Genomic DNA, 21,992 nt, shown 5'->3' on the forward strand with positions numbered 1-21,992 from the left:
CTTTCGATCAGGTTGATCTTGACGTAGGCCGTGGCTGGGAGTGCGGGGCAAGGGATTCGGGCCTCCGCCTTCGGCTCCGGTGAACGGCTCGCCTTCGGCATTGCATCTGATCCGCGACAATGCGGAAAGCTCGATGGGGCGAACTTGTTTTGCGCGGGGCCCCTACGACACCCGTGGCAGAACCGCAAAGCAGGGGCCGAAAAGACTGGCCCTGCCGCTGAACGACGCTACGGCTGCCGTCCCCCCACGCAAAACAAGTCCGCCCCATCGAGCCGGCCTGGCACCAGCGAGTCCGACTGTCCAGGTGCTGGGTTGGCAGGGCCGACGAGAGCGGGCTGGGATGGCACCGGATCTTCCGAGTGGCCAGGCGCTGGGAATGTGGGCTGGGGCGGACCTGACGGGGGGCGAGCTGGCACCGCCGGGTCCGAGTGTCCAGGGGCTGGCCAGGTGGGCTGGGGCGGACCTGGCGAAGCTGGGATGGCACCGACGCTTCCGAGTGTCCAGTGGTCGGAGCAGGACTGGGTGGCACCTGTGGCTTCGGGGGCTCGCAGGAGTTGTGGTGAATGGCCGGGAGGCGCAGATGGTTCTGAGGGAAGAGCCCTGAAGGCGCTTGGTCGGCCCAAGCGACCAAGCGCGGCGGGGTCTGGTTAGGCCGGGGCGTCGGGTAGGCGTTCGAAGATGGCTTCGGTGATTTTCTTGGCGGCTAGACATGGAGACGACTCGAAGCTGCCTAGGACGGTGAGGTGGGAGCCGTGTTCGTGGGGGGCTAGGTAGGGGTCCAGGGCGACCGCCAGGCCGCAGGCGGAGGGGTCGGGGCCGGTGACCTGGTAGGCGGTGTTGCCGAAGTGGTCGCTGGTGGGGATGTAGCTGGGCGTGCCTGGGGGTTCGGCGCGGAAGAAGATGGAGATGTTGGTGGTTCCGCGGGCGTAAGGCAGCCGGTAGCGGCATAGGCCTGTGGCGTCGGGGAGGGGTTCTGCTTTCACCCCGGTCGCCTTGGTGATCAAGGTGACGTAAGAGGGGCAGTCCAGGGGGGAGGGGACTGTCTTCGGGGAGCCGACCATGATGCCGGGTTGGCGGGTTCGGGTGGGGGATGGGGCGGCTGTGGTGGGGGCAGGGGAATCTATGCGGACGGGGGCTAGTTCGGCGCGGGGGGTTGCTGTCGAGGTGGCGCAGCCGGCGGCGGTGAGGGCGGTCAGGAGGACGGCGGTGGGTCGGGCGAGCACGCGGAAACGGTAGGGGCTCCTGGTCGGTGTCGCCTGGTGCGGTGGCTGCATTCAACCGATCGTGGAGGTCCGCAGTGGACGGATGACTGGGTGTGGGGTTGTTCGGATGAGAAAGGACTCACGGGCGCGTAACGGACCGCGGTGGTCGATCGAAGCTGCGGGCATGAGGTCAATCGCCGGTTTAGTCGTGCTCCTTGCTGTGGTCACGGGCTGTTCCACGCCCGTCACGGGTTCCGCGGCGGGGGCGTCAACCGCAACCACCACAACCACCAAGCCCGAACCCACCACGACCACTACGACCACCACGAGGCAGCCCACCAAACCGACCACGACCACAAAGGTCACCAAGACCAAGCCGAGCAGCACCACGCCCAAGATCGACGAAAGCGCCCCCACCACCCACTGCGACCGCCCCTTCAAGGGTGCCCTCGGCAAGAACATGTACGCCGCGGTAGTGGAGACGCCCGCAGGCAGGCTCAACTGTGAGCAAGCGGCCGCGATCCTGTTCGACTACTACGCCGCTCGCCCCGAGCCCAAGACCGGACTGCCGCCCTTCGAGATCGGGCCGATGCGCTGCAACCAGGTCGACGAGCCCGCGCTGCCGCAGGTCGTGTGCGCCGACGAGGACAACATCATCTACTCGATGTGGGGACAGACCTGAGGAGTGGGGGGCAGCCCTGAGGAATAATTGCGCACGCAACTAGGTTGACGGGGGCGTGGTCGCCGATCGGGTGGCCCTAGGAGATGGAGGCGATCATGCCTGCTATCACCGCGGACACGCTGACCCTGCCCCGCCTGCCCGTCCTGCCCCCGGCGACGACTTGGCGCGGGGTGCGCAAGACGGTGCGCGCCCAGTCCTTCCTGGAAGGGGAGGGCTTCCAGGTCCGCAGGCCCTTCCCGGGCGTCGACCTGGCGATGGCCGACCCGTTCCTGCTGCTCGACCACATGGGTGCCGTCGAGTACGGGCCCGGTGAGGCCAAGGGCGCGCCCTGGCACCCGCACCGCGGCTTCGAGACCGTCACCTACATGATCGACGGTGCCATGGCGCACACCGACTCGATCGGTGGCGGTGGTCTTATCACCGACGGGTCGACCCAATGGATGACCGCGGCCAGTGGGATTCTGCACAACGAGATGCCCCCGCCGGAGCTGGTGGCAAAGGGCGGGTTGTTCCACGGCGTGCAGCTATGGGTAAACCTGCCTAAGTCGATGAAGATGGCGCAGCCGCGTTATCAAGACATCGCCGCCGGTGATGCGAAGCTTCTTGCTAGCGACGATGGTGGCGCTCTTGTTCGCGTCATCGCAGGTGAGCTTGCCGGGTACAAGGGGCCAGGCTCGACCTACACCCCGATCAACTACCTGCACGCGACAGTGGCACCTGGCGCCCGGTTGACCATGCCGTGGCCGGAGCACTTCAACGCTCTTGTGTACGTGCTCTCCGGTAAGGGAACCGTGGGCAGGGAAGGTAGGCCGCTGGAGGAAGGCGAGCTCGCCGTATTCGGTGAATCCGGTGAGGCTCTTACCTTGCGAGCCGCTGAAAGGCAGTCCGCGTGGGAAATCCTGGTGCTCGGTGGTCTGCCGATCAACGAGCCGGTGGCCCGATACGGTCCGTTCGTGATGAACACCCGCCAAGAGATCCTGCAGGCGTTCGAGGACTACCAAGCTGGCAGGCTTGGGCAGATCCCGGTCGCGCACCGCAGTTCCGCCGACATCGCGGAGGAGGATTAGATGACTGACCTCGCCACGCTTTACGAACTCGGTCGCCGCTACCGAGAGGCAGGCGACCCCACCACGGCCGCCCGCTACCTCACGCAGGCAGCCGAAGAGGACCCCAGTTCGCGGGCAGTGCTAACGGAGTTGGCATTGGCACACTTCCAATCCGCAGCGCTGGGTAAGGCGGAGACCACGGCGCGTGCTCTTGTCGAACTCGACCCGTCGGACGCGTTCGCGCTGACTCTGCTCGGGCGGGCGCTCGCCAGGCAGAGCAAACACGCCGAGGCGGTGCCATACCTGCGGTTGGCGGCGGTGATGACCGGATCGCCTGAAGCCGGGGACGCGCTCGCTGAGTGCGAGGCGAGGCTCACTTAGCGTTCTCACAATGCGCGCTGATTGGGTGGGTGGAAAAACTCCCACCCAATCAGGGCAACCCGCCGGGCCGCGGCCGCGTCTTCACACCATGGACATTGGTCTCATCGCGGTAGTCGTGGGGGCGTTGTTGCTCGTGGGCAGCCTGATCGCCTTCACCAAGCGACGGATCAAGCAGTGATTGTGCTCACCCAATCGCAATCCGTGACATTCACGCAGGCGTAACACAACAGGTCCGTTGGGCCTCTTGCGGCGGCGGCATTGGGCTGAAAGAGTGACAAGACTCCGGCCGGCACGCCGCGCGAATCCCCTGTGGGCACCTCGACGCCCTTCGTGGTGGCGGCCGTCTTCAGGAAGGTAGTCGTCATGACGCTCGCGAACGGGACACCGACGTCCCCGACCAGGATCGCCGCGGCAAGGGAGGTCGAGTCCATGCACAACGCCGAGCAGTGCAGCAAGGCTGCGCGGACGGTGGCCGACCACTCGTCCGACGCCGCGGACTGCCTGCGGTTGCTCGACATGCTCGGCCTCGACCCCGCGCTGGGCAAGCGCCCGCTCGAACCCCGCTAGAACAGCCCGGCCTCCGGCTCCTCGACCACGTCGGCCCACCGGTGGCGGCGCAGGTCGACCCGCTCCTCGTCCGCGAGCACCCCCTCCGCGCGCAACCGCTCGAGCTGCTCGTGCGCCAGGTGCGGGGCCGGGGTCCCGTTCGCCCGCAGCACCCGGTGCCACGGCAGGTCGTGGCCGTCCTCGGCCAGGATCTTGCCGATCAGCCGGGGCGAGGGCGCCCCGGTCAGGGTCGCGATGTCGCCGTAGGTGGCGACGCTGCCCGCCGGGATCGACTTGATCGCCGCGCGCACCCGCTCGTGCAGTTCCTCGTCCACGTCACTCACCCCAAGAAGTCGGTCACCAGAGCGCCGACGCGCTCCGGGGCGTCCACATAGACCACGTGCCCGCAGTCGAGGTCAACCACGTTCGCGGCGAACCCCGGGCCCACGTAGTCCGCCCGCGTGGCCCGCACGACCAGGGTCTCCCCGGTCGGCTCCGGCACCGGGCGGCACATCTCGCTCCACGCCGTGGCCACCGCGGCCGGGCAGTACCGGGGCCGCCAGCCGTCGCCGACCCGCACCCAGTGCGCGGCGACCTCTTCGGCCACCGCCTCGTCCGACGCCGCGGGCCAGTCACCGCGCTGCGCGGCCACGGGGTCACCCGCGGTCGCCGCGGCGCTCTCGGCGCACTCCAGGGCCCATTCCGGCCGCACGCTCACCGCCGGGTCGAGCAGCACCAGCCGACCGACCCGGTGCCGGGGCAGGTGCAGCGCGACCACCCCGCCGAAGGAGTGCGCGATCATCGGCGGCGCCTCGAGGCCGAACCGCTCCAGCACAGCGAGGACGTCCGCCGCGTGCTGCTCCAGCGTCCACGGCGGCAGCGACGGCGAGTGGCCGTGGCCGCGCAGGTCCGGGGCGATCACGCGGTAGCCGGCCAGCTGGTTCGCCGCTAGCGCGCGGTAACGACCGCCGTGCCCGGTCACCCCGTGCAGTGCGAGCAGCGGTGGCGCGTCCGGTGGTCCGAAGACGTGCACAGCGAGGGCGTCGGACATGCCGCGAATCATCCCACCCGCCGCCCATGGGCGTGCCGCGTCGGGGTCTCGGTGGTCGCCGTGGTCCAATCGGCGGATGGTCGCCGGGAGGTCGTCACTCGCTCCTCGGCTCGTCCGCGTACCCGAACCGCGCCAGCGGGCACTGCGCTGGGGCGAGGACGCCCGCCGCGTGCTCGCCGGTGCCGACGGTTTCGTGCGCGTCCTCGGCGGTCCCGGCTCCGGCAAGACGACCCTGCTCGCGGAACTGGCCGCCGACCGGATCCTGCGCGGCGGGGTGGACCCGGAGCAGCTGCTCGTCCTCACCGCAAGCCGCCGCGCCGCCGCTGACCTGCGCGGACGCATCACCGCGCTGCTCACCGACCAGGGCGCGCCGCGCACGGTCCGTGAGCCGCTGGTGCGCACCGTGCACTCCTACGCCTTCGCCGTGCTGCGCATCCAGGCGATGCTGCACGAAGGCCCCGGGCCGCGGCTGCTGTCGGGCCCCGAGCAGGACGCGGTGATCCGCGAACTGCTGGCGGGCGACATCGAGATGGGTGCCAAGCACTGGCCCGAACGGCTCCAGCCCGCGCTCGCCGTGCCCGGGTTCGCCGAGGAGCTGCGGGACCTGATCCTGCGGGCGTCCGAGCGCGGTCTTGGCCCTGAGGACCTGATCGAGCTCGGCGAGCGAGAGGGCCGCGACGAGTGGGTCGCAGCAGGCCGGTTTGGACGGCAATACGAACAGGTCACGCTGCTTATCGGTTCGGCGGACAGCGGTATCGCGCACACCACCGCCCCCGCGCTCGACGCCGCTGAACTCGTTGCCAGCGCGCAGCTCGCCTTCGACACCGACAACGCCTTGCTGACCGCTGAACGAGAGCGGGTCCGTTACCTGCTCGTCGACGACGCGCAGCACCTCGACCCGCTGCAATACGCGCTCCTGCGGACGCTTGGTGGCGCTGCCAAGGAGTTCGTCGTCGCGGGCGATCCAGACCAGGCGATCTTCTCCTTTCGCGGCGCGGATCCGGCTTTATTGCGCGATGCCGATCCCGGTGGGGGGACGGTGGTCCTGGGGTCCGGCCACCGGATGGCACCCGCTGTGCGCAAGGCGGTGTCACACCTCGCGGCACGGCTACCGGGCGCGGTTCGCCGCGTTGACAAGGGAAGCGACAACGGCGGGACCGTGACCGTGCGGCTGCACCCGTCGGCCGCCGCCGAGGCGAGCTGGGTCGCCAACCAGTTGCGCCGCGCGCACTTGATCGACGGTGTGCCGTGGGCGGACATGGCCGTGCTGGTCCGGTCCGCGACCCGGTCGGTCCCCGTGCTGCACCGAGCCCTTGCCGCCGCCGGGGTCCCGGTCGCCGCGCCGGGCGATGAACTCCCGTTGTCCCAGCAGCCCGCGGTCCGGCCGCTGCTCGCGCTGTTGCGGTGCGCGGCCGTCCCGTCCGTGCTCGACCCCGAGTACGCGGAGGTGCTGCTCGCCTCGCAGCTCGGTGGCGCGGACCCGTTGGCGTTGCGGCGGTTGCGCCGCGGTCTGCGCCGCCTGGAACTCACCTCCGGCGGCGACAAGTCCAGCGACGAGCTGCTCGTCGAGGTCATCAACGACGACGACCGGCTCAGCGCGCTCGCCGACACCGAGGCCGGTCCGGTGCGCCGGGTCGCCGGACTGATCGCCCTGGCGCGCAAGGGGATCGAAGAAGGCATCGGGCTCGAGCAGATCCTGTGGGACGTGTGGCAGGCCAGCGGCCTGGAGGCCAGGTGGGTCGGCGTCGCCTCGCGCGGCGGCCCGGTCGGGGCGCAGGCCGACCGCGACCTGGACGCGATCGTCGCCCTGTTCCACACCGCCCAGCGCTACGCCGAGCGGCTGCCCGGGTCCGGCATCACCGGGTTCGTCGACCACATCGTGTCCCAGCGCATCGCGGGCGACACCCTGGCCCCGAGCGCGCCGAAGGGGGACGCGGTCGCGGTGCTGACCGCGCACGCCGCCGCCGGTCGCGAGTGGACGGTCGTCGCGGTCCCGGGGGTCCAGGAGGGGGCCTGGCCGGACCTGCGGCTGCGCGGGTCCCTGTTGGGTGTCGAGCGGCTGGTCGACGTGCTGGCCGGGGTCGGCGAGGACGCCTCGGCCACGGCCCCGTTGCTGGCCGAGGAACGCCGCTTGCTGCTGGTCGCCGCGTCCCGTGCCCGGTCGAAGCTGCTGGTCAGCGCGGTGCGCGGCGAGGAGGAGCAGCCGTCGCGGTTCCTCGCCGAGCTGGCGGGCGCCGATACCGCTGACACCGACATGCCGGTGCCGATGGCCGAGCAGGAACGCGCGCTCGTGCTGGCCGACCTGGTCGGCGAGCTGCGGCAGGTGGTGTGCGACGGCGCGGCGGACCCGGATCGGCGCAGTCAGGCGGCCCGGCAGCTGGCCAGGTTGGCCGAGGCGGGTGTGCCGGGTGCCAACCCGGACAGCTGGTACGGGCTGCCGGAGCTGACCACCGCGGTCCCGTTGCGCGACGCGGACCAGCCGGTGCGCGTGTCACCGTCCACAGTGGAGATCCTGGCGAAGTGCCCGCTGCGCTGGATGGTCGAGCGGCACGGCGGCCAGGACCCGGCCGAGCTCGCCGCGGTCACCGGGACGCTCGTGCACGCCCTCGCCCAGGCCGCCGCCTCCGGGGTGCCGCGCGCGGAGCTGATGGCCGAGCTGGAGAAGGCCTGGCACTCGGTGGACGCGGGTGCCCCGTGGTTCTCCCGGCGCGAGCAGCAGCGGGTGCGCGCCATGGTCGACACGTTCCTGAGCTGGATGGGGTCGACCCGCTCGGAGCTGACCCAGGTCGCGGTCGAGCGCGAGGTCACCGTCGAGCTGCCGGACAAGATCACCGTCAGCGGGCGGGTCGACCGGCTGGAGGTCGACGCCGACGGGCGCCCGGTGATCGTGGACATCAAGACCGGCAAGTCCCCGGTCAGCGCCAACGACGCCCAGCAACACCCGCAGCTGGCCGTCTACCAGCTCGCGGTGGCCTACGGCGCGTTCACCGACGTCGGCACCGAGCCCGGCGGCGCGCGGCTGCTCTACGTCTCCAAGCCGAACAAGAAGTCCGGTGCCACCGAGCGGGTCCAGACGCCGGTGCAGGGCGAGTCGGCCGAGCACTGGCTGAAGATCGTGCGGGAGGCGGCGGCGTCCACCGTGGGACCGGAGTACACGGCCTACGAGAACCCGGATTGCCCCCGGTGCCCGGTCCGCACCGCCTGCCCGCTGCACCCGAGTGGCCGCCAGGTCACCGAGTAGCGTGATCGACTGCGGTGAGTGACGGGTTTCGTCGGTGCCGCGAGGTAGATTGTCGCCCATGAGGTCGAGTCGCCGGTGAGCTTGCCGCTGCCTGGGTTGGCGCTGGTCAGCCCCCGGGAGTTGGCTGCCGAGCTGGGGCTCGCGCCGCCGACCCGGGAGCAGGCCGAGGTCATCGCGGCACCGCCGGAGCCCGCGCTGGTCGTCGCCGGGGCGGGGGCGGGCAAGACCGAGACGATGGCCGGGCGCGTGGTGTGGCTGGTCGCGAACGGGCTCGTCACGCCGGAGCGGGTCCTCGGGTTGACCTTCACGCGTAAGGCAGCTCGTCAGCTCGCAGACCGTGTCCGTGCCCGGTTGCGCCGCCTTGCCGGGTCGCGTCTGCTCGACAAGCTCGACCCCACCGGTGAACGTAAGGCCGCGGTGTTCGCCGGTGAACCCACGATCCTCACGTACCACGCTTACGCGGGCAGGCTCGTCGCCGAACATGGCCTACGTCTACCGGTGGAGCCCGGTGCCCGGTTGCTCACGGAGACCGCGTCGTGGCAGACCGCGCACCGCGTTGTGTCCACCTGGGGCCACGACCTCGACACCGACTATGTGCCTGCGACCGTCACCCAATACCTGCTGTCGCTCGCAGGTGAGCTCGCCGAGCACCTAGTGGACGCAGATACCTTGCGTAGGCATGCCGAGGCTGTGTGCGCTGCGATCGAGTCCGCCCCTCGCGCTAAGGGCCAGCGCGCTGAGCCCTCTCAAGACCTGCAGAAGGTTCTTGTCACGCAACGGTTCCGGATCGCACTGCTACCACTGGTTCAGGCCTACGCGGACCGCAAGCGTCGTGAGGGAGCGCTCGACTTCGGCGACCAGATGTCCTTGGCGGCCAAGCTCGCGGCGGGTCATCCCGAGGTGGTGCAAGGCGAGCGAGCTCGATTCGGCGCGGTACTGCTAGATGAGTACCAGGACACCGGCCACTCGCAGCGGGTCTTGTTGCGGTCGCTGTTCGGCAGCTCCTTGGAGTACCCGAACGCCGAGCCGATGCCGGTAACCGCGGTCGGTGACCCTGCCCAAGCGATCTACGGTTGGCGTGGCGCGAGCGCGGCGAACCTACCTCGGTTCACCACCGACTTCCCGCAGAAGCACCGTGGCCGCAAGGAACCCGCGACCCGCTACGGCCTGCTCACCAGTTTCCGCAATCCACCCGAGGTGCTAGAACTCGCCAACGCGGTCTCCGCGCCACTTCGCCGTAGTGGCCTTGAGGTCGACGAGCTGCGCGCCCGTGACGAGGCCCCGCCCGGTGACATCCGGCTCGCCCTGCTGTCCGATGTGGACACCGAGGTCACCTGGGTGGCCGACCAGGTCGCCGCGCGCTGGCACGCCGCGGTCGAGGAGCACGGGACACCGCCGACGGCCGCGGTCCTGGTGCGCCGCCGCGCGGACATGGCCGACATCGCGACCGCCCTGCGCGAGCGGGGGCTGCCGGTCGAGGTCGTCGGCCTCGGCGGGCTGCTCGACGAGCCCGAGGTCCGCGACCTGGTCAGCACCCTGCGCGTGCTGATCGACCCGCTCGCCGGGACCGCGGCGGCCCGGCTGCTCACCGGGTCCCGCTGGCGCGTGGGTGCCGCGGACCTGGCCGCGCTGTGGAACCGGGCCCGCACCCTCGCGGGCGCCTTCGCCATCGAGCCGGGCGCTTTGGTCCCCGGTGAGGGCGTCGAGCAGGCAGGCTTGGTCGACGCGATCGACGACCCCGGCGACGCGGACGCCTACTCGGCGGCTGGTTATCAACGCATCCGCCACCTCGGGCGCGAGTTGACCATGCTGCGCCGCAGGCTCGACCAGCCGCTGCCGGAACTGGTCGCCGACGTGGAGCGCACCATGCTGCTCGACATCGAGGCCACCGCCCGGCGCGGTGGCGCGGGCCGGGCGCACCTGGACGCGTTCGCCGATGTCGTCGCCGACTACGCGCAAGCCGCCCCGGCGGCGAGCCTGGCCGCGCTGCTGGATTACCTCGCCACCGCCGAGGCGGCCGAGGACGGGCTGGAACCCGGTGAGGTCGAGGTCGCCGAGGACCGGGTGCAGATCGTCACCGTGCACTCCGCGAAGGGCCTGGAGTGGGAGGTCGTCGCGGTCCCGCACGTGGTGCGCGACGTGTTCCCCAGCGGCAGGCGCGGCGGCAGTTGGCTGCGCACGGTCACCGAACTGCCCGCCGACCTGCGCGGCGACGCCGTCGACCTGCCCGAGCTGAACCTGGCGGGCGCGGCGAACCGCAAGGAGGTCGAGCAGCTGCTGAAGATCCACAACGAGGAGTTCGCCGAGCGCGGGCTGCTCGAGGAGCGGCGGCTGTTCTACGTCGCGCTGACCAGGGCCGAGCGGACGCTGCTGGTGTCGGGCCACTGGTGGGCCCGCACCGGGTCGACCCCGCGCGGGCCCTCGGAGCTGCTGACCGGGTTGGCGGACTACGAGTCCTTCGTGGACACCTGGGCCGAGGAGCCCGAGGACGGCGCGGACAACCCGCTGGCCGCGGTGGTCCGGTCCGCGCGCTGGCCAGCCGATCCGTTGCGCGACCGGCGCCCCGACGTGGCGGAGGGGGCCGAACTGGTGCGCGCCGAGCTGGCGGCGCTGCGGGCGGGGGAGGAGCCGGAAGCCGAGGAGGACGACCCGGACGGCTGGGTGCGCGACACCGACGTGCTGCTGGCCGAGCGCGCTGCGGGTGGGCGCCAGGAGCAGGTGCGGTTGCCCGACCAGCTCTCGGTGAGCCAGCTCGTCGAGCTCGCCACCGACCCGACCGCGCTGGCCCGCCGGTTGCGCCGCCCGCTGCCCTTCCCGCCCAACCCGGTCGCCCGCCGCGGTACCGCCTTCCACGCCTGGTTGGAGCGCCGCTTCGGCTCCCGGGCCCTGCTCGACCTCGACGAACTCCCCGGCGCCGCAGACGACGACGCTGCCCCGGACACCGACCTCGACGCCCTGCGCGAGGCATTCCTGGCCGGTGACTGGGCCAACCGGACCCCGCACGAGGTCGAGGTCCCGTTCGCCACCGAGCTGGACGGGGTCGCCATCCGCGGCCGCATGGACGCCGTCTACCTGGACCCCGACGGCGGCTGGACGGTCGTGGACTGGAAGACCGGCCGCGTCCCCGACGCCGACCAGCTGCCCGCTCTCACCGTCCAGCTGGCCGCGTACCGGCTCGCCTGGTCCGGCCTCTCCGGTGTCCCGCTCGACCAGGTGCGCGCCGCCTTCCACTACGTCCGCCCCAACAGGACCCTGCGCCCGGCCGACCTCCTCGACGCCGACGGCCTCCGCGCCCTGCTGCGCGGCGTCCCGCACGCCGAGTAACGGACCGACTCCGCAACCGATCTACAGTGGCGTGACTCGACCGACGGGGGAGCCCCACGTGTCCACTGGGATCCGCAACGATGAGCCTGCCTCTAAAGACACGCTCGACCGGGACAAGATGGCCCGGGCGCTCGCAGCGGCTGTTCGCGTGTGTGGCACCCCGCTCGTGGTTGGTGTCTACGGGTCATGGGGGACCGGCAAGACTTCCTTGATGCGGTTGGTGCAAGACGAGCTGCGCAAGGAGCCCGACTACTACACGGTTTGGTTCGACTCGTGGCAGCACCAGTTCGACGACAACCCCGCCATCGGCCTGCTGCACACCATGGTCACCCAGCTCGGCCTCGGTGAGGACGAGGACGCCCAGGAGTTGCTCACCGCGGTGGCGGGTGCCTTCACCGATCTCACCCAGTGGGTCCAACCGCTCGTTGACTCCACCCTGCAGTTGGACGAGCTCCGGGAGAGGTTCCTCAAGGAGCGATTCGCGGCAAGAGAGCAACAGATCCTCCTAAGAGACCACCTCATCAAGCTGCTCGCTAAAGCCACCAAGGGCGGCAAGATCCGGCTGACGTTCTTCATAGACGACCTCGACCGGTGCCTGCCCGAGTACATCCTCAAGACCCTTGAGGCGCTGAAGCTGTTCCTCAACCTCCCGGACTGCGTGTTCATCCTCGGCGTCGACCGGGACGCGCTGGAGAGCACCATCCGGACCCGCTACGGCGACGAGGGCATCAGCGAGCACTACCTGGACAAGATCGTCCAGGTCCCGTTCGCGCTGCCGCCGATCACCAAGGCCGCCGCGACCCGGTTCGTCCGCTCGATGCTGCCCGACGAGCTGGCGGGCCTGACCGAGCACATCGTCGCCGGGCTCGACCCCAACCCGCGCGGGCTCAAGCGGTTCGTCAACTCGTTCATCCTCAACAACGAGCTGGCCAAGCAGATCTTCGAGGGGCCCGCCTACGACCCCAAGGTGCTGGCCTACCTGCTGATCGTCCAGTACCGGTTGCCCGCGTTCTACAAGGAGGTCGTCGACTCCCGGCAGGCGCTGATCGCCAGCGGGCCGGACAAGACGGTCAACAAGATCAGCGACGTCTCGGTGATCAAGCTGGCCGAGCTGGTGAGGCGCGACACCACGGCCCTGGACGGGTACATCTACCTGTCCGAGGTGGTCAGCGTGCGCCGGATCGCCTTCGACCTGGTCGTCACCGAGGTCGGCGAGTTCCGCATCCAGCTGATCAGGGTGTTGCGCGAGCAGCTCGGGCTCAGCCTCAAAGACGCCAAGGACCTGGTCGAGACCGGCGTCCCGATCACCATCGCCACCGCGCTGAGCAGGGAGAAGGCCGACGGGCTGCTGGTCAAGGTGCGCGAGACCGGCAGCACGGCGGAGATCGTCTGAGGGTGGGAGCGAGCGGATCCGGGGGCGGGTGGGTAGCCTTCCCGCCGTGAGTCGCACGGTGGGGCAGTGGCGGTGATCCGCCCTCGACGGTCTGACGACCTCGCGGCGCGGGCCGAGCACGACCTGGTCGGGATCATCCGCATGCCGGAGGGCAGCGTCAGCCCGGTCACCTCGATCCTCCGCCGGATCGTGTGGGCGCTGGTCGCGCTGTTCGCGGCCGTGCTGCTGGTCTACCTCGACCGGGACGGCTACCGCGACGTCAACGACGACGGGATCTCCTTCCTCGACGCGGTGTACTACGCCACGGTGTCGCTCTCGACCACCGGGTACGGCGACATCACCCCCTACAGCGACTCGGCGCGGCTGACCAACATCCTGGTCATCACCCCGCTGCGCGTCCTCTTCCTCATCGTCCTGGTCGGCACCACCCTCGCGGTGCTGACCGAGCGCTCACGGCAGGCATTCAAGATCCAACGGTGGAGGTCGAAGGTGCGGGACCACGTGGTCGTCGTCGGCTACGGCACCAAGGGGCGGTCGGCGGTGAGCGCGGTCCTCTCCGACGGGGTGGAACCCAGCCGCATCGTCGTCGTGGACACCGACCAGGCGATGCTCGACGCGGCGTCGGCGTTGGGGTTGGTGACCGTGCACGGCTCGGGCACCCGCGCCGACGTGTTGCGGGTGGCGGGCGTGCCCAGGGCGAAGTCGGTGGTCGTCGCCGCCAGCCGGGACGACTCCGCCGTGCTGATCACCCTCACCGCCCGTGAGATGTCGCCCAGCGCCCAGATCGTGGCGGCGGTGCGCGAGACCGAGAACGTCCACCTGCTGCGGCAGTCCGGTGCGAACCAGGTCGTGGTGTCCAGCGAGACCGCCGGTCGGCTGCTCGGCATGGCCACCCACACGCCTACGGTCGTGGACATGGTCGAGGACCTCATCACCCCGGACGAGGGCTTGGCCATCGCCGAGCGCGAGGTCGAGCCGAGCGAGATCGGTGGTTCGCCGAGGCACCTGCCCGACATCGTGCTCGGGCTGGTGCGGGCCGGGAAGCTCTACCGGGTGGACTCCTCGGAGGCTGACGCCATCGAGTACGGCGACCGGTTGCTCTACATCCGGAAGGTAACCCCGGCCGAGGACTGACGGCTCCTTGCGCGGTCTGCGACGATCCGGGGATGCGAGTCCCCTTCGCCATCCCGGCTCCCGCCTTGAAGTTGGCGGCGGTCGCGGCATTCAGCGTCGTCGTGGCGCTGGGGCTGGCATTGGCGGGCGCGTTAGGGCACTGGTCCAGTGGTCCTACGACGGTTACGACGGTTCAGGCGACAGTTCTCGCTGGCGTGCCTTGCGACGGTAGTGGCCTGGAACGAGTCTCTTACCCCACCGACCACGGCACGCAAGAGGCTCGCCTCGACGCTTGCGGTCATCAGTCGGGGGAGAAGGTAGAGGTAACCGTCGGGGATGGCGTTGTCCACCTCGCGCGGGCCACGACGGGGGCAACGCTCGACGCGCGCCCGTTCGCCGTGGTCCTCCTCGTCTTTGCCGGGATCGCCGGGGCCTGGTTCACCCAGCTCAAGCGGCGCGACTAAGACACGTCGGCAGCGGCGGCCAGCCAGGTGTTGCACGGCATGGTCCGGTTGTTCTTAAAACCGTGCTCCTGCCAGGCGCCGTAGTGCTGGGGGCTGCCGTGGTCCGGCTGGACACCTTGCTGCCAGTCTCCCCGCGTGTAGCCGTCCGCGAGCATGTCCCGGATGAAGGTGTCGGTGATAGAGCCGCCGCCGTGCTGCCCGCCCGCGAACCACATGCCGCCGAAGCATTGCGCCTGCAACTCCGAGCGCCTTGATAGCTCCAACCCGGTCGGGGTCTGGTCGCCTGCCTCGTAGCGGGCATCCCAGTAGGCGTCGTTGATGCCGGAGATCGCCTGGATGTGGTGGCCGAACTCGTGCGAGAACAGCGCGAGGTAGACCCCGGCCTTGTTGCCGTACTGCTCGATCTGGAGGCCCTCGTAGGGCATGTAGATCGTGTTGTCCTGTCCGCAATAGAAGGCTGCCCACGTGGACTTGGCCGTACCGCAGGCACTGGACCAGGTCTCACCGGGCGGGAACTTCAGCGCGGGGGTGAAGTACGGGAGGTTCGCGCGTTGCATCACCGGCGCCCACGCCTTGTCGAAGCACGGCAGGGCTGCCGTGAAGAACGCCTGCGCCGACTGGGGGTCGCTGCGCCAAGCGGGGAGGTTGCAGGTGACCACGCTGACGCCGTTGGTGGCGCTGAACAGCGGGTTGTCGCCCAGTGCGTGAACCGGTTGCGGACCTGCCTGCGTAGTCGTCGTCGGTTGCGAGGACCGCGTCGTGCCGCGCGTTGTTGTGGTCGTGGTCGTACTACGAGTCGGTCTGGATGTCGTAGTAGCGGTGGTTGTCGTCGTAGTGCGCGAGGCCGACGTGGTGGTGGGGGCGGAGTAACCGACATCGTTGGGTCGACTGCGCTTGCCCGCCAGTTGGACATATCCGACGAAGGCCGCGCCCGCGAGTAAGAGGGTCACCAGACTGATCGCGACAACGAGGCCGGTGTTCGACTTCGGCTGCACCGGAACGTATCCGGGCGGCGGCCCGTACCAGGCGGTCCTCTGTGGATATTGCTGTGGATACTGCTGGGGGTAGGGCTGCTGGGAGGGCTGCTGGTAGTGGCCGTGCGGCGGGTAGCCGGGTTGCGGGTAGGCCTGCGGGTGGTTCGGTAATGCCATCGGCGGCGGTGCTACCGGCATCGGCGGCGGGTATGGGCCATGTGGACGCCACGGACCCATGGGCGGATGGCTCATCGTTCCCCCGTGTCGGCTGGAGTTGGCCAATTCGGCCAGACCGGCGGTGAGCATAAGGGCGCTCGGCTATCGTTCGCTGCCGTGTTGAGGAAATGGGGGGTCGCCGCCGTCACAGCCACGACGGCCGCGTTGACCGTGGGTTTGGCGTTGGGCGCGAGCGCGGCGGTCCAGCCGACGTTCCCGTCTCTGCCGTCCATACCGCCGACAGCCCCGAGCATCGATTTCCCCATCCCCAAACCGGGCCCGACCGGGACGGTTAAGCCACCCGTCATCGACCCGATCCCACCCTCCGGTGGCCCTACCCGGCCTCCCGGCGCTGTTCAGCCGATCCTCCCGCGCAGCGTCAACGTCCAACTCAAGGTCGAGCGCGACGGCAGGCTCACCGTCCGCGAGCAGATCATCGTGCAGGCGAAGCAACAGATGACCCGCGTCGCGCCACTCCGCATCGGTGACCGCGTGTTCACCGTCCGCGACGCGCGGATCGAGGGCCACGGCACGGTGGACGTGACCGCCGATGCCATCACCATCCGCGTCGGTGAAGGCGCTTCGACGGTGCACTACACCGTGGACGGCACCATCGCCGACGGTGACGACCGGCAGGAGTTCCGGTGGCAGCCAGCCAGCGGGTGGGACACCAAGTTGGCCCTCTTGCGCGTCTCGCTGCTCACGCCGCGACCCGGCCGTGATTTCGTCTGCCTGGCAGGACAACCTGGCACCAACGAGGTCTGCGACTCCGCGCTCACGGATGGCGGCGGCATCCTCCGCGTCGTGCAGTCCGACCTGGACGTCGGAGCGCGGGTGGATCTGTCCGCCAAGTTGCCCGCCGGGCTCGTCCCCGCGAACGCGCGCTTCGACAAGGCAACGTCAACGGCCTTCGCGGTCACGCCTGTCAGCGGTGCTGGGCTGGGCTTGGTCGCACTCTTGCTTCTAGGTGGGTTCGTTTTCCTCTGGCGTGCTCGAGCGCGTGACGCCAAGTCGCTCGTCGCCGACGTAGAGCCAGTTGCACTTGTTGCCAACGACGGCGGCAAGGCTGCCTTCGCTTCGCCGGATGGAGTCCTCCCGGGACAGGCTGGAACGGTGCTCGCGGAGCGGGCGGACGAAGGTGCCTTCGCAGCCACGATCGTCGACTTGGCGGTCCGCAACTACCTCTGGGTGACCGAGTCCAGCGGCGATTGGCAGATCGTCCGGCGCAACCCGGCCGATGACGCCCTCAACGCCTACGAACACACCGTCTACGCCACCTTGCTTCCGGAGGGCACCGAGTCGGTCACTCTGTCCGCACTGCGCGGCGCCCCGCTGGATCTCGCCGGGGCGCGATCTGCCCTGCACGCGGATGCCGTCGACCGCGGCTGGTTCGTGCGACGCCCGGATCGTGTGGGTCACCTAGCTATCGCTGGTGCTGTCATTCTTGCTCTTGGCGTCATCGGGACTGTGGTGCTCGCACTGACCGGCGGCCCTGCCTTGCTCGGCATCGCTTCTGCGTTGGGTGGGCTGGGTCTGTTCCTTGGCGGGCGGTTCGTGCCAGTGCGTACTAAGCGTGGCTCGGTGCTCGCGCAGCAGGTGCGCGGTGTCGCCCTCTATCTGGCGGGTGTCCAGTCAGACACGGTGCCGACGGACAGGGCGCCGACCGAGCGCGAGGTCGTATTCTCCCGAGCCCTGCCCTACGCCGTCGCCCTCGGCGAGTCCGAGCGCTGGTTGTCCGGGTTCGGCCCGATCGACCCGGCCGCGGTCCGCTGGTACGCCACCCAGGACGCGGAAGTCGCCGCCGACCAGGGGAAGTTCGCCGACCAGGTGGCGGCGTTCGTCGACTCACTCAGCCGGGTGCTGACCCCGCCGGAAAAACACTGACCGTGGCCAAGCGGTCACGTGTCTGACCTGGACATACACACCTTCGGGGGTAATTAGCGGATCAACCATCACGCGGTGTACGTTTCGCGCACTTCATCGCGTGTTCTGGGAGGTCCGTTGCTCACGTTCGTGAAGCGCGCAGCCGTGGCGGTGCTGACCGGGTTGACCCTGGTCGTGACCGCGGTGCCCGCTCTGGCCCAGGACGACCCGGACCTGTCCTTCCCGGACTACCCGATGGACGAGGTCGTCAGCCCGACCCCGGCCACGGTCGCCAGCATCTGCAAGAAGGGCGTTCGCTCGGTCGAGGTCAACATCCACGACAGCGGCCCCTTCACGGTCCGCCTGGTGGGTTCCGACCTCCCCGCGAAGACCACCAAGGCCACCGACGACCCGAAGGTGACCTTCAAGCCGGTGCCGCCCGGCGAGTACACCGTCGAGATCGACGGCGCGGGCGAGCCCTCCGACGGCCTGCCGGTCGTGGTCAAGCCGTGCACCGAGGACACCCCGTCGGACGACCCGCTCGAGGTCTCCGTGCAGTGCCGCGGCGGCTGGGGGATCGTCACCGCCAAGATCACCAACCCGTCCACCGACGAGGTGCGCGAGTACGCGATCGACATCGACCTGCCTTACACGCACTCCGGTGAGGTTGCCCCGGGTGTCGCGTTCACGGTCGTCGACAACGCCTACGAAGACCGCGACAAGTACCAGATCAAGCTGCACGGGCCCGGTTTCAACCCGCCCATCATCAAGACCTTCAGCGTCAACTGCCGTTCCGGCAACGCGCCGGGCGTGGGTACCTACGCGCAGTGCGACGGCAAGGAGAACGTCACCACTCAGCCCACCTTGTGGGTCGAGCTCGACAACCCCAACCGCATCTCGGTGGACTACACCGTGACCGCGCACGAGGCGACCAAGACGGTCACCGTTCCCGCTGTCGCGCACGGTAGCGCCAACCTCGGCCCCATCCCCGCGGGCGACTACAAGGTCGTCGTGAAGGGCTCTGACGGCACCGAGGTCGTCACCGGCGTCTCCGTCGACTTCTGCGAGGACGTCAAGGTCGACCGCGACGGCCTGCAGGTGTCCACCCGCTGCGTCGACGAGCAGTCGGTCGTGACCATCCGGTACTACGCCGTCGGCCCCTACCCGGCCGAGCGGAAGTTCACCGTCGACGGCAAGCCCGGCTTCGAGGAGACCGTCCGCTTCGACGGCGACGGCGTCTACCAGTGGACCCGCCACGTCGGGGTCTTCGCCGACGGCAGCTACACCGCGCACCTGACCGGCTCGGGCCTGGACACCACCGAGAAGTTCACCGTCGACTGCGAGCGCGACACCACGACGACGACCACACCGTCCACCCCGGACACGACGACGACCGCGCCGCCCACCACCACGGTCGGCAGCACGGCCCCGACCAGCGTCGTCACCACCAGCCCGGCCCCGCAGGGCGGTGGCACGCCGAACACCGACGGCGGCTCGGGCGGCCTGCCGGTCACCGGCGCCGCGGTCGGCGGTCTGGTCCTGCTCGGCCTCGCCGCGCTCGGCGGCGGCGCGTTCCTGCTGCTCGCCCAGCGGCGCAAGCGCTCCGCCTAGTCGGGTTATCCACAACCCCACCGGTTCATCCACAGGCGGACACGCACGGTGTCCGCCTGTGGCGCGCCTCCCGTAGGCTCGCCAGGTGACCGTTTCCCAGCCGCACCGCTACACCCTCGCCAACGGCCTGCGGGTTGTCCTCGCCCCCGACGACACCGCGCCGGTCGTCGGCGTCAGCGTGCACTACGACGTGGGCTTCCGCTCCGAGCCCGAAGGCCGGACCGGGTTCGCCCACCTCTTTGAGCACCTGATGTTCCAGGGCAGCGAGAGCCTGGAGAAGCTGGCGCACTTCCGGCACGTGCAATCCTCCGGCGGCACCTTCAACGGGTCCACCCACCCGGACTACACCGACTACTTCGAGGTGCTGCCCTCGGCCGCGCTGGAGCGCGCGCTGTTCCTGGAGGCGGACCGGATGCGCGCCCCCAAGCTCACCGAGGAGAACCTGCGCAACCAGATCGACGTGGTGAAGGAGGAGATCCGGCTCAACGTGCTCAACCGCCCCTACGGCGGTTTCCCGTGGATCCTGCTCCCGCCGGTGCTGTTCGACACCTTCCCCAACGCGCACAACGGCTACGGCGGCTTCGAGGACCTGGAGCAGGCCACGGTCGCCGACTGCGCCGCGTTCTTCGACACCTACTACGCCCCGGCCAACGCCGTGCTCACCGTCGCCGGTGACTTCACCGTCGAGGCGGCCAAGGAGCTCATCGAGCGGCACTTCGGCGACGTCCCGGCCCGGCCCCGGCCGCAGCGCCCGTCGTTCGCCGAGCCGCCGCCCACCACCGAGGTCCGCGCCGACCACCCGGACCCGTTGGCCCCGCTGCCCGCCGTCGCCATCGGGTACCGGATCCCGGACCCGATCGACGAGCTCGACGCCTACCTGGCGTACCTGGTGCTCGCGGGCGTGCTCACCGACGGCGACGGGTCCCGGCTGCAGCAGCGCCTGGTCTACGGCGACCAGCTGGTCACCGAGGTCAGCGCGGGCTGCGGCATGTTCGGCCCGTTCGAGGCCCGCGACCCCGACACCTTCACCATCACCGCCATGTACTCCCCCGAGGTGGCCCTGGACCCGGTCCTGGCCGCCATCGACGAGGAGTTGGAGCGGCTGGCCAGCACCCCGCCGGACCAGGCCGAACTGGCCAAGATCACCGCGCGCTGGGCGGCCAGCCTGCACAAGGAGCACGACCGCATCGTCAGCCGCACCCTGGCCCTCGGCGCGTTCGAACTGCTCTACGGCAACCCGAGCCTGGTCTACGAGCTGCCCGAGCGGATCAGCGCCATCACCCCGGACGCGGTTTCCGCGGCCGCCAAGGCCCTGCGCCCGGACTCCCGCGCCATCCTCACCGTGACCCCCTCCGGCGGTGCCGAGTGACGCGCGCGGCCCACCCCGTTCCCCACGGTGCCGCGGGCGGGTCCCCGCGGTCACCCCACCCCCACGTTCCCGCAGGAGGACAGCAGTGAGCCGCACCGCAGAGCAGATCGGGCGCACCGAGCTCGGGCCCCGACCGCTCCCCCCGCTCGGCGAGCAGCGGGCGGCCACCAACCTGTCCGTTGTGGACACCGTGCTGGACAACGGGCTGCGGGTCATCGCCGTGCACCAGCCGACCGTGCCGATGGTCGAGCTGCGGCTGCGGGTGCCCTTCGCGGGCACCGATCCCGCGCACGCGCCCACCGCCGAGGTGCTGGCCGCCGCCATCCTCACCGGCACCAAGTCGCGCGACCGGGTCGCCATGGACACCGAGCTCGCGCTCGTCGGCGGTGAGCTCAACGCCGCGGTCGACCCGGAACTGCTCTCCCTCGGCGGCAACGCGCTGGCCAGCGGGTTCGACACGCTGCTGACCGTGCTCGCCGACGCGCTCACCGCGGCCACCTACACCGACGACGAGGTGGCGGGGGAGAAGGCCCGGCTGATCGAGCGGATCACCGTGGCCAGGTCCAAGCCCAACGTCATCGCCCGCCAGGCGCTGCAGCGGCACCGCTACGGCGACCACCCGTTCACCCGGGAGATCCCCGAGGCCGCCGACGTCGCCAAGGTCGAGTCCGCCGACGTGCGCGCCCTGCACCAGGCCGCGGTCCTGCCGCGCGGCGCGGTGCTCGTGGTCGTCGGCGACGTCGAGCCGGTCAAGGCCGTCGCCGGTGTCTCCGCCGCCCTGGCCGACTGGCGCGGCGACGCCTCGGCCGCCGTGCTGCCCCCGCTGCCGCCGCTCACCCCCGGCGACCTGCTGGTCATCGACCGGCCGGGCGCGGTCCAGTCGCAGATCCGGCTCAGCGCGCAGTCGATCACCCGCACCGACCCGCGCTACCCGGCCCTGCAGCTGGCCAACCTCGCCCTCGGCGGCTTCTTCTCCTCCCGCCTGGTGGAGAACATCCGCGAGGACAAGGGCTACACCTACCACGCCCGCTCCTACCCGGAGTTCACCCCGGACGGCGCGACCCTGCTCATCGACACCGACACCGCCAGCGACGTCACCGCCGCCGCGCTGCTGGAGATCCGCTACGAGCTGGCCAGGATCGCCCTGGTCGCGCCGGAGGAGTCCGAGGTGGACATCGTCCGCCAGTACGCCATCGGCTCCCTGCTCACCAGCACCTCCTCGCAGGGCGGGCTCGCCTCCCAGGTGGCCGCCCTCGCCGTGCTCGGCCTGGGCGTCGACTGGCTGGTCAACCACCCGGAGCGGCTCAAGGCCGTCACCGCCGAGCAGGTCGCCGAGGCCGCGGCGGAGTTCTTCGCCCCGACCCGCTTCACCGGCGTCATCGTCGGCGATGTGGCGAAGCTGGCCCCGCTCACCTGCATCGGCGGCGTCCGGTTCCCATGACCAGGACACCCCGCGCCGTCCTCTGTGGACGGCGCGGGGTGCTGGGAACCCGCCCGCGCGCGGTGCCCGGCTGCG

Annotated in this window: 17 protein-coding genes; 13 read left to right on the plus strand and 4 right to left on the minus strand. The window is 70.3% G+C overall.

Going from position 1 to position 21,992, the window contains the following annotated elements:
- Positions 1–647 precede the first annotated feature (647 nt).
- Positions 648–1,223: a hypothetical protein gene (locus tag LV75_RS29465; protein ID WP_253890608.1), complete on the minus strand. Its 576-nt coding sequence runs from the start codon at positions 1,221–1,223 to the stop codon at positions 648–650.
- Between the two features lie 163 nt (positions 1,224–1,386).
- Between LV75_RS29465 and LV75_RS29470 the strand changes: the two genes are divergently transcribed.
- The 4 genes from LV75_RS29470 (at position 1,387) to LV75_RS29485 (ending at position 3,878) form a co-directional block, all read left to right on the plus strand.
- Complete coding sequence (locus LV75_RS29470; protein WP_253890609.1) at positions 1,387–1,884, plus strand: hypothetical protein; 498 nt, start codon at positions 1,387–1,389, stop codon at positions 1,882–1,884.
- Between the two features lie 95 nt (positions 1,885–1,979).
- Positions 1,980–2,951, plus strand: coding sequence for a pirin family protein (locus LV75_RS29475; RefSeq protein ID WP_253890610.1), 972 nt, complete (start codon positions 1,980–1,982; stop codon positions 2,949–2,951).
- Entirely contained in the window at positions 2,952–3,311 is a 360-nt protein-coding gene (locus LV75_RS29480; RefSeq protein WP_253890611.1) for a tetratricopeptide repeat protein, read from the plus strand.
- Positions 3,312–3,674: 363 nt separating this feature from the next.
- Positions 3,675–3,878, plus strand: a complete 204-nt coding sequence (locus LV75_RS29485) for a hypothetical protein (RefSeq protein WP_253890612.1) — start codon at positions 3,675–3,677, stop codon at positions 3,876–3,878.
- On the opposite strand, the gene LV75_RS29490 is transcribed toward LV75_RS29485, so the two are convergent.
- Positions 3,875–4,192, minus strand: a complete 318-nt coding sequence (locus tag LV75_RS29490) for an MGMT family protein (protein ID WP_253890613.1) — start codon at positions 4,190–4,192, stop codon at positions 3,875–3,877. The genes LV75_RS29485 and LV75_RS29490 overlap by 4 nt on opposite strands.
- A 5-nt stretch (positions 4,193–4,197) precedes the next feature.
- Entirely contained in the window at positions 4,198–4,908 is a 711-nt protein-coding gene (locus LV75_RS29495) for an alpha/beta fold hydrolase (RefSeq protein WP_253890614.1), read from the minus strand.
- A 76-nt stretch (positions 4,909–4,984) separates the two neighbouring features.
- On the opposite strand from LV75_RS29495, the gene LV75_RS29500 reads away from it, so the two are divergent.
- From LV75_RS29500 to LV75_RS29520, 5 genes are all read left to right on the plus strand, one after another.
- Entirely contained in the window at positions 4,985–8,149 is a 3,165-nt protein-coding gene (locus LV75_RS29500; protein WP_253890615.1) for an ATP-dependent helicase, read from the plus strand.
- Between the two features lie 75 nt (positions 8,150–8,224).
- The gene (locus LV75_RS29505; protein ID WP_308211061.1) at positions 8,225–11,473 is read left to right on the plus strand and encodes an ATP-dependent helicase; all 3,249 of its coding nucleotides are present in this window, start codon (positions 8,225–8,227) and stop codon (positions 11,471–11,473) included.
- Positions 11,474–11,531: 58 nt separating this feature from the next.
- Complete coding sequence (locus LV75_RS29510) at positions 11,532–12,866, plus strand: ribosomal protein L7/L12 (RefSeq protein ID WP_253890616.1); 1,335 nt, start codon at positions 11,532–11,534, stop codon at positions 12,864–12,866.
- A 72-nt stretch (positions 12,867–12,938) separates the two neighbouring features.
- On the plus strand, positions 12,939–14,000 hold the full coding sequence (locus LV75_RS29515; RefSeq protein ID WP_253890680.1) for a potassium channel family protein: 1,062 nt from the start codon (positions 12,939–12,941) through the stop codon (positions 13,998–14,000).
- Positions 14,001–14,032: 32 nt separating this feature from the next.
- The gene (locus tag LV75_RS29520) at positions 14,033–14,443 is read left to right on the plus strand and encodes a hypothetical protein (protein ID WP_253890617.1); all 411 of its coding nucleotides are present in this window, start codon (positions 14,033–14,035) and stop codon (positions 14,441–14,443) included.
- Here the strand turns inward: LV75_RS29520 and LV75_RS29525 are convergent.
- Positions 14,440–15,615 (minus strand): neutral zinc metallopeptidase, encoded by a 1,176-nt coding sequence (locus LV75_RS29525; RefSeq protein WP_253890618.1) that lies wholly within the window; start codon positions 15,613–15,615, stop codon positions 14,440–14,442. The genes LV75_RS29520 and LV75_RS29525 overlap by 4 nt on opposite strands.
- A 135-nt stretch (positions 15,616–15,750) precedes the next feature.
- On the opposite strand from LV75_RS29525, the gene LV75_RS29530 reads away from it, so the two are divergent.
- The 4 genes from LV75_RS29530 to LV75_RS29545 all read left to right on the plus strand — a co-directional run bounded on the left by LV75_RS29530 (position 15,751) and on the right by LV75_RS29545 (position 21,917).
- The gene (locus LV75_RS29530) at positions 15,751–17,517 is read left to right on the plus strand and encodes a DUF2207 family protein (protein WP_253890619.1); all 1,767 of its coding nucleotides are present in this window, start codon (positions 15,751–15,753) and stop codon (positions 17,515–17,517) included.
- Between the two features lie 117 nt (positions 17,518–17,634).
- Positions 17,635–19,107, plus strand: coding sequence for a hypothetical protein (locus LV75_RS29535; protein WP_253890620.1), 1,473 nt, complete (start codon positions 17,635–17,637; stop codon positions 19,105–19,107).
- A gap of 85 nt (positions 19,108–19,192) precedes the next feature.
- Complete coding sequence (locus LV75_RS29540) at positions 19,193–20,476, plus strand: M16 family metallopeptidase (RefSeq protein WP_253890621.1); 1,284 nt, start codon at positions 19,193–19,195, stop codon at positions 20,474–20,476.
- Between the two features lie 85 nt (positions 20,477–20,561).
- Positions 20,562–21,917: a M16 family metallopeptidase gene (locus LV75_RS29545; RefSeq protein ID WP_253890622.1), complete on the plus strand. Its 1,356-nt coding sequence runs from the start codon at positions 20,562–20,564 to the stop codon at positions 21,915–21,917.
- Positions 21,918–21,992 lie beyond the last annotated feature (75 nt).

The sequence above is a fragment of the Actinokineospora diospyrosa genome (genome assembly GCF_024171925.1).
Classification (GTDB): Bacteria; Actinomycetota; Actinomycetes; order Mycobacteriales; family Pseudonocardiaceae; genus Actinokineospora; species Actinokineospora diospyrosa.

What these genes read in the sequence shown, in the direction of transcription:
- LV75_RS29470 (WP_253890609.1), top strand. Translation starts at nt 1,387, where the DNA reads ATGAGGTCAATCGCCGGTTTAGTCGTGCTCCTTGCTGTGGTCACGGGC.
- LV75_RS29475 (WP_253890610.1), top strand. Translation starts at nt 1,980, where the DNA reads ATGCCTGCTATCACCGCGGACACGCTGACCCTGCCCCGCCTGCCCGTC.
- LV75_RS29480 (WP_253890611.1), top strand. Translation starts at nt 2,952, where the DNA reads ATGACTGACCTCGCCACGCTTTACGAACTCGGTCGCCGCTACCGAGAG.
- LV75_RS29485 (WP_253890612.1), top strand. Translation starts at nt 3,675, where the DNA reads ATGACGCTCGCGAACGGGACACCGACGTCCCCGACCAGGATCGCCGCG.
- LV75_RS29495 (WP_253890614.1), bottom strand. Translation starts at nt 4,908, where the DNA reads ATGTCCGACGCCCTCGCTGTGCACGTCTTCGGACCACCGGACGCGCCA.
- LV75_RS29500 (WP_253890615.1), top strand. Translation starts at nt 4,985, where the DNA reads ATGGTCGCCGGGAGGTCGTCACTCGCTCCTCGGCTCGTCCGCGTACCC.
- LV75_RS29520 (WP_253890617.1), top strand. Translation starts at nt 14,033, where the DNA reads ATGCGAGTCCCCTTCGCCATCCCGGCTCCCGCCTTGAAGTTGGCGGCG.
- LV75_RS29525 (WP_253890618.1), bottom strand. Translation starts at nt 15,615, where the DNA reads ATGCCGGTAGCACCGCCGCCGATGGCATTACCGAACCACCCGCAGGCC.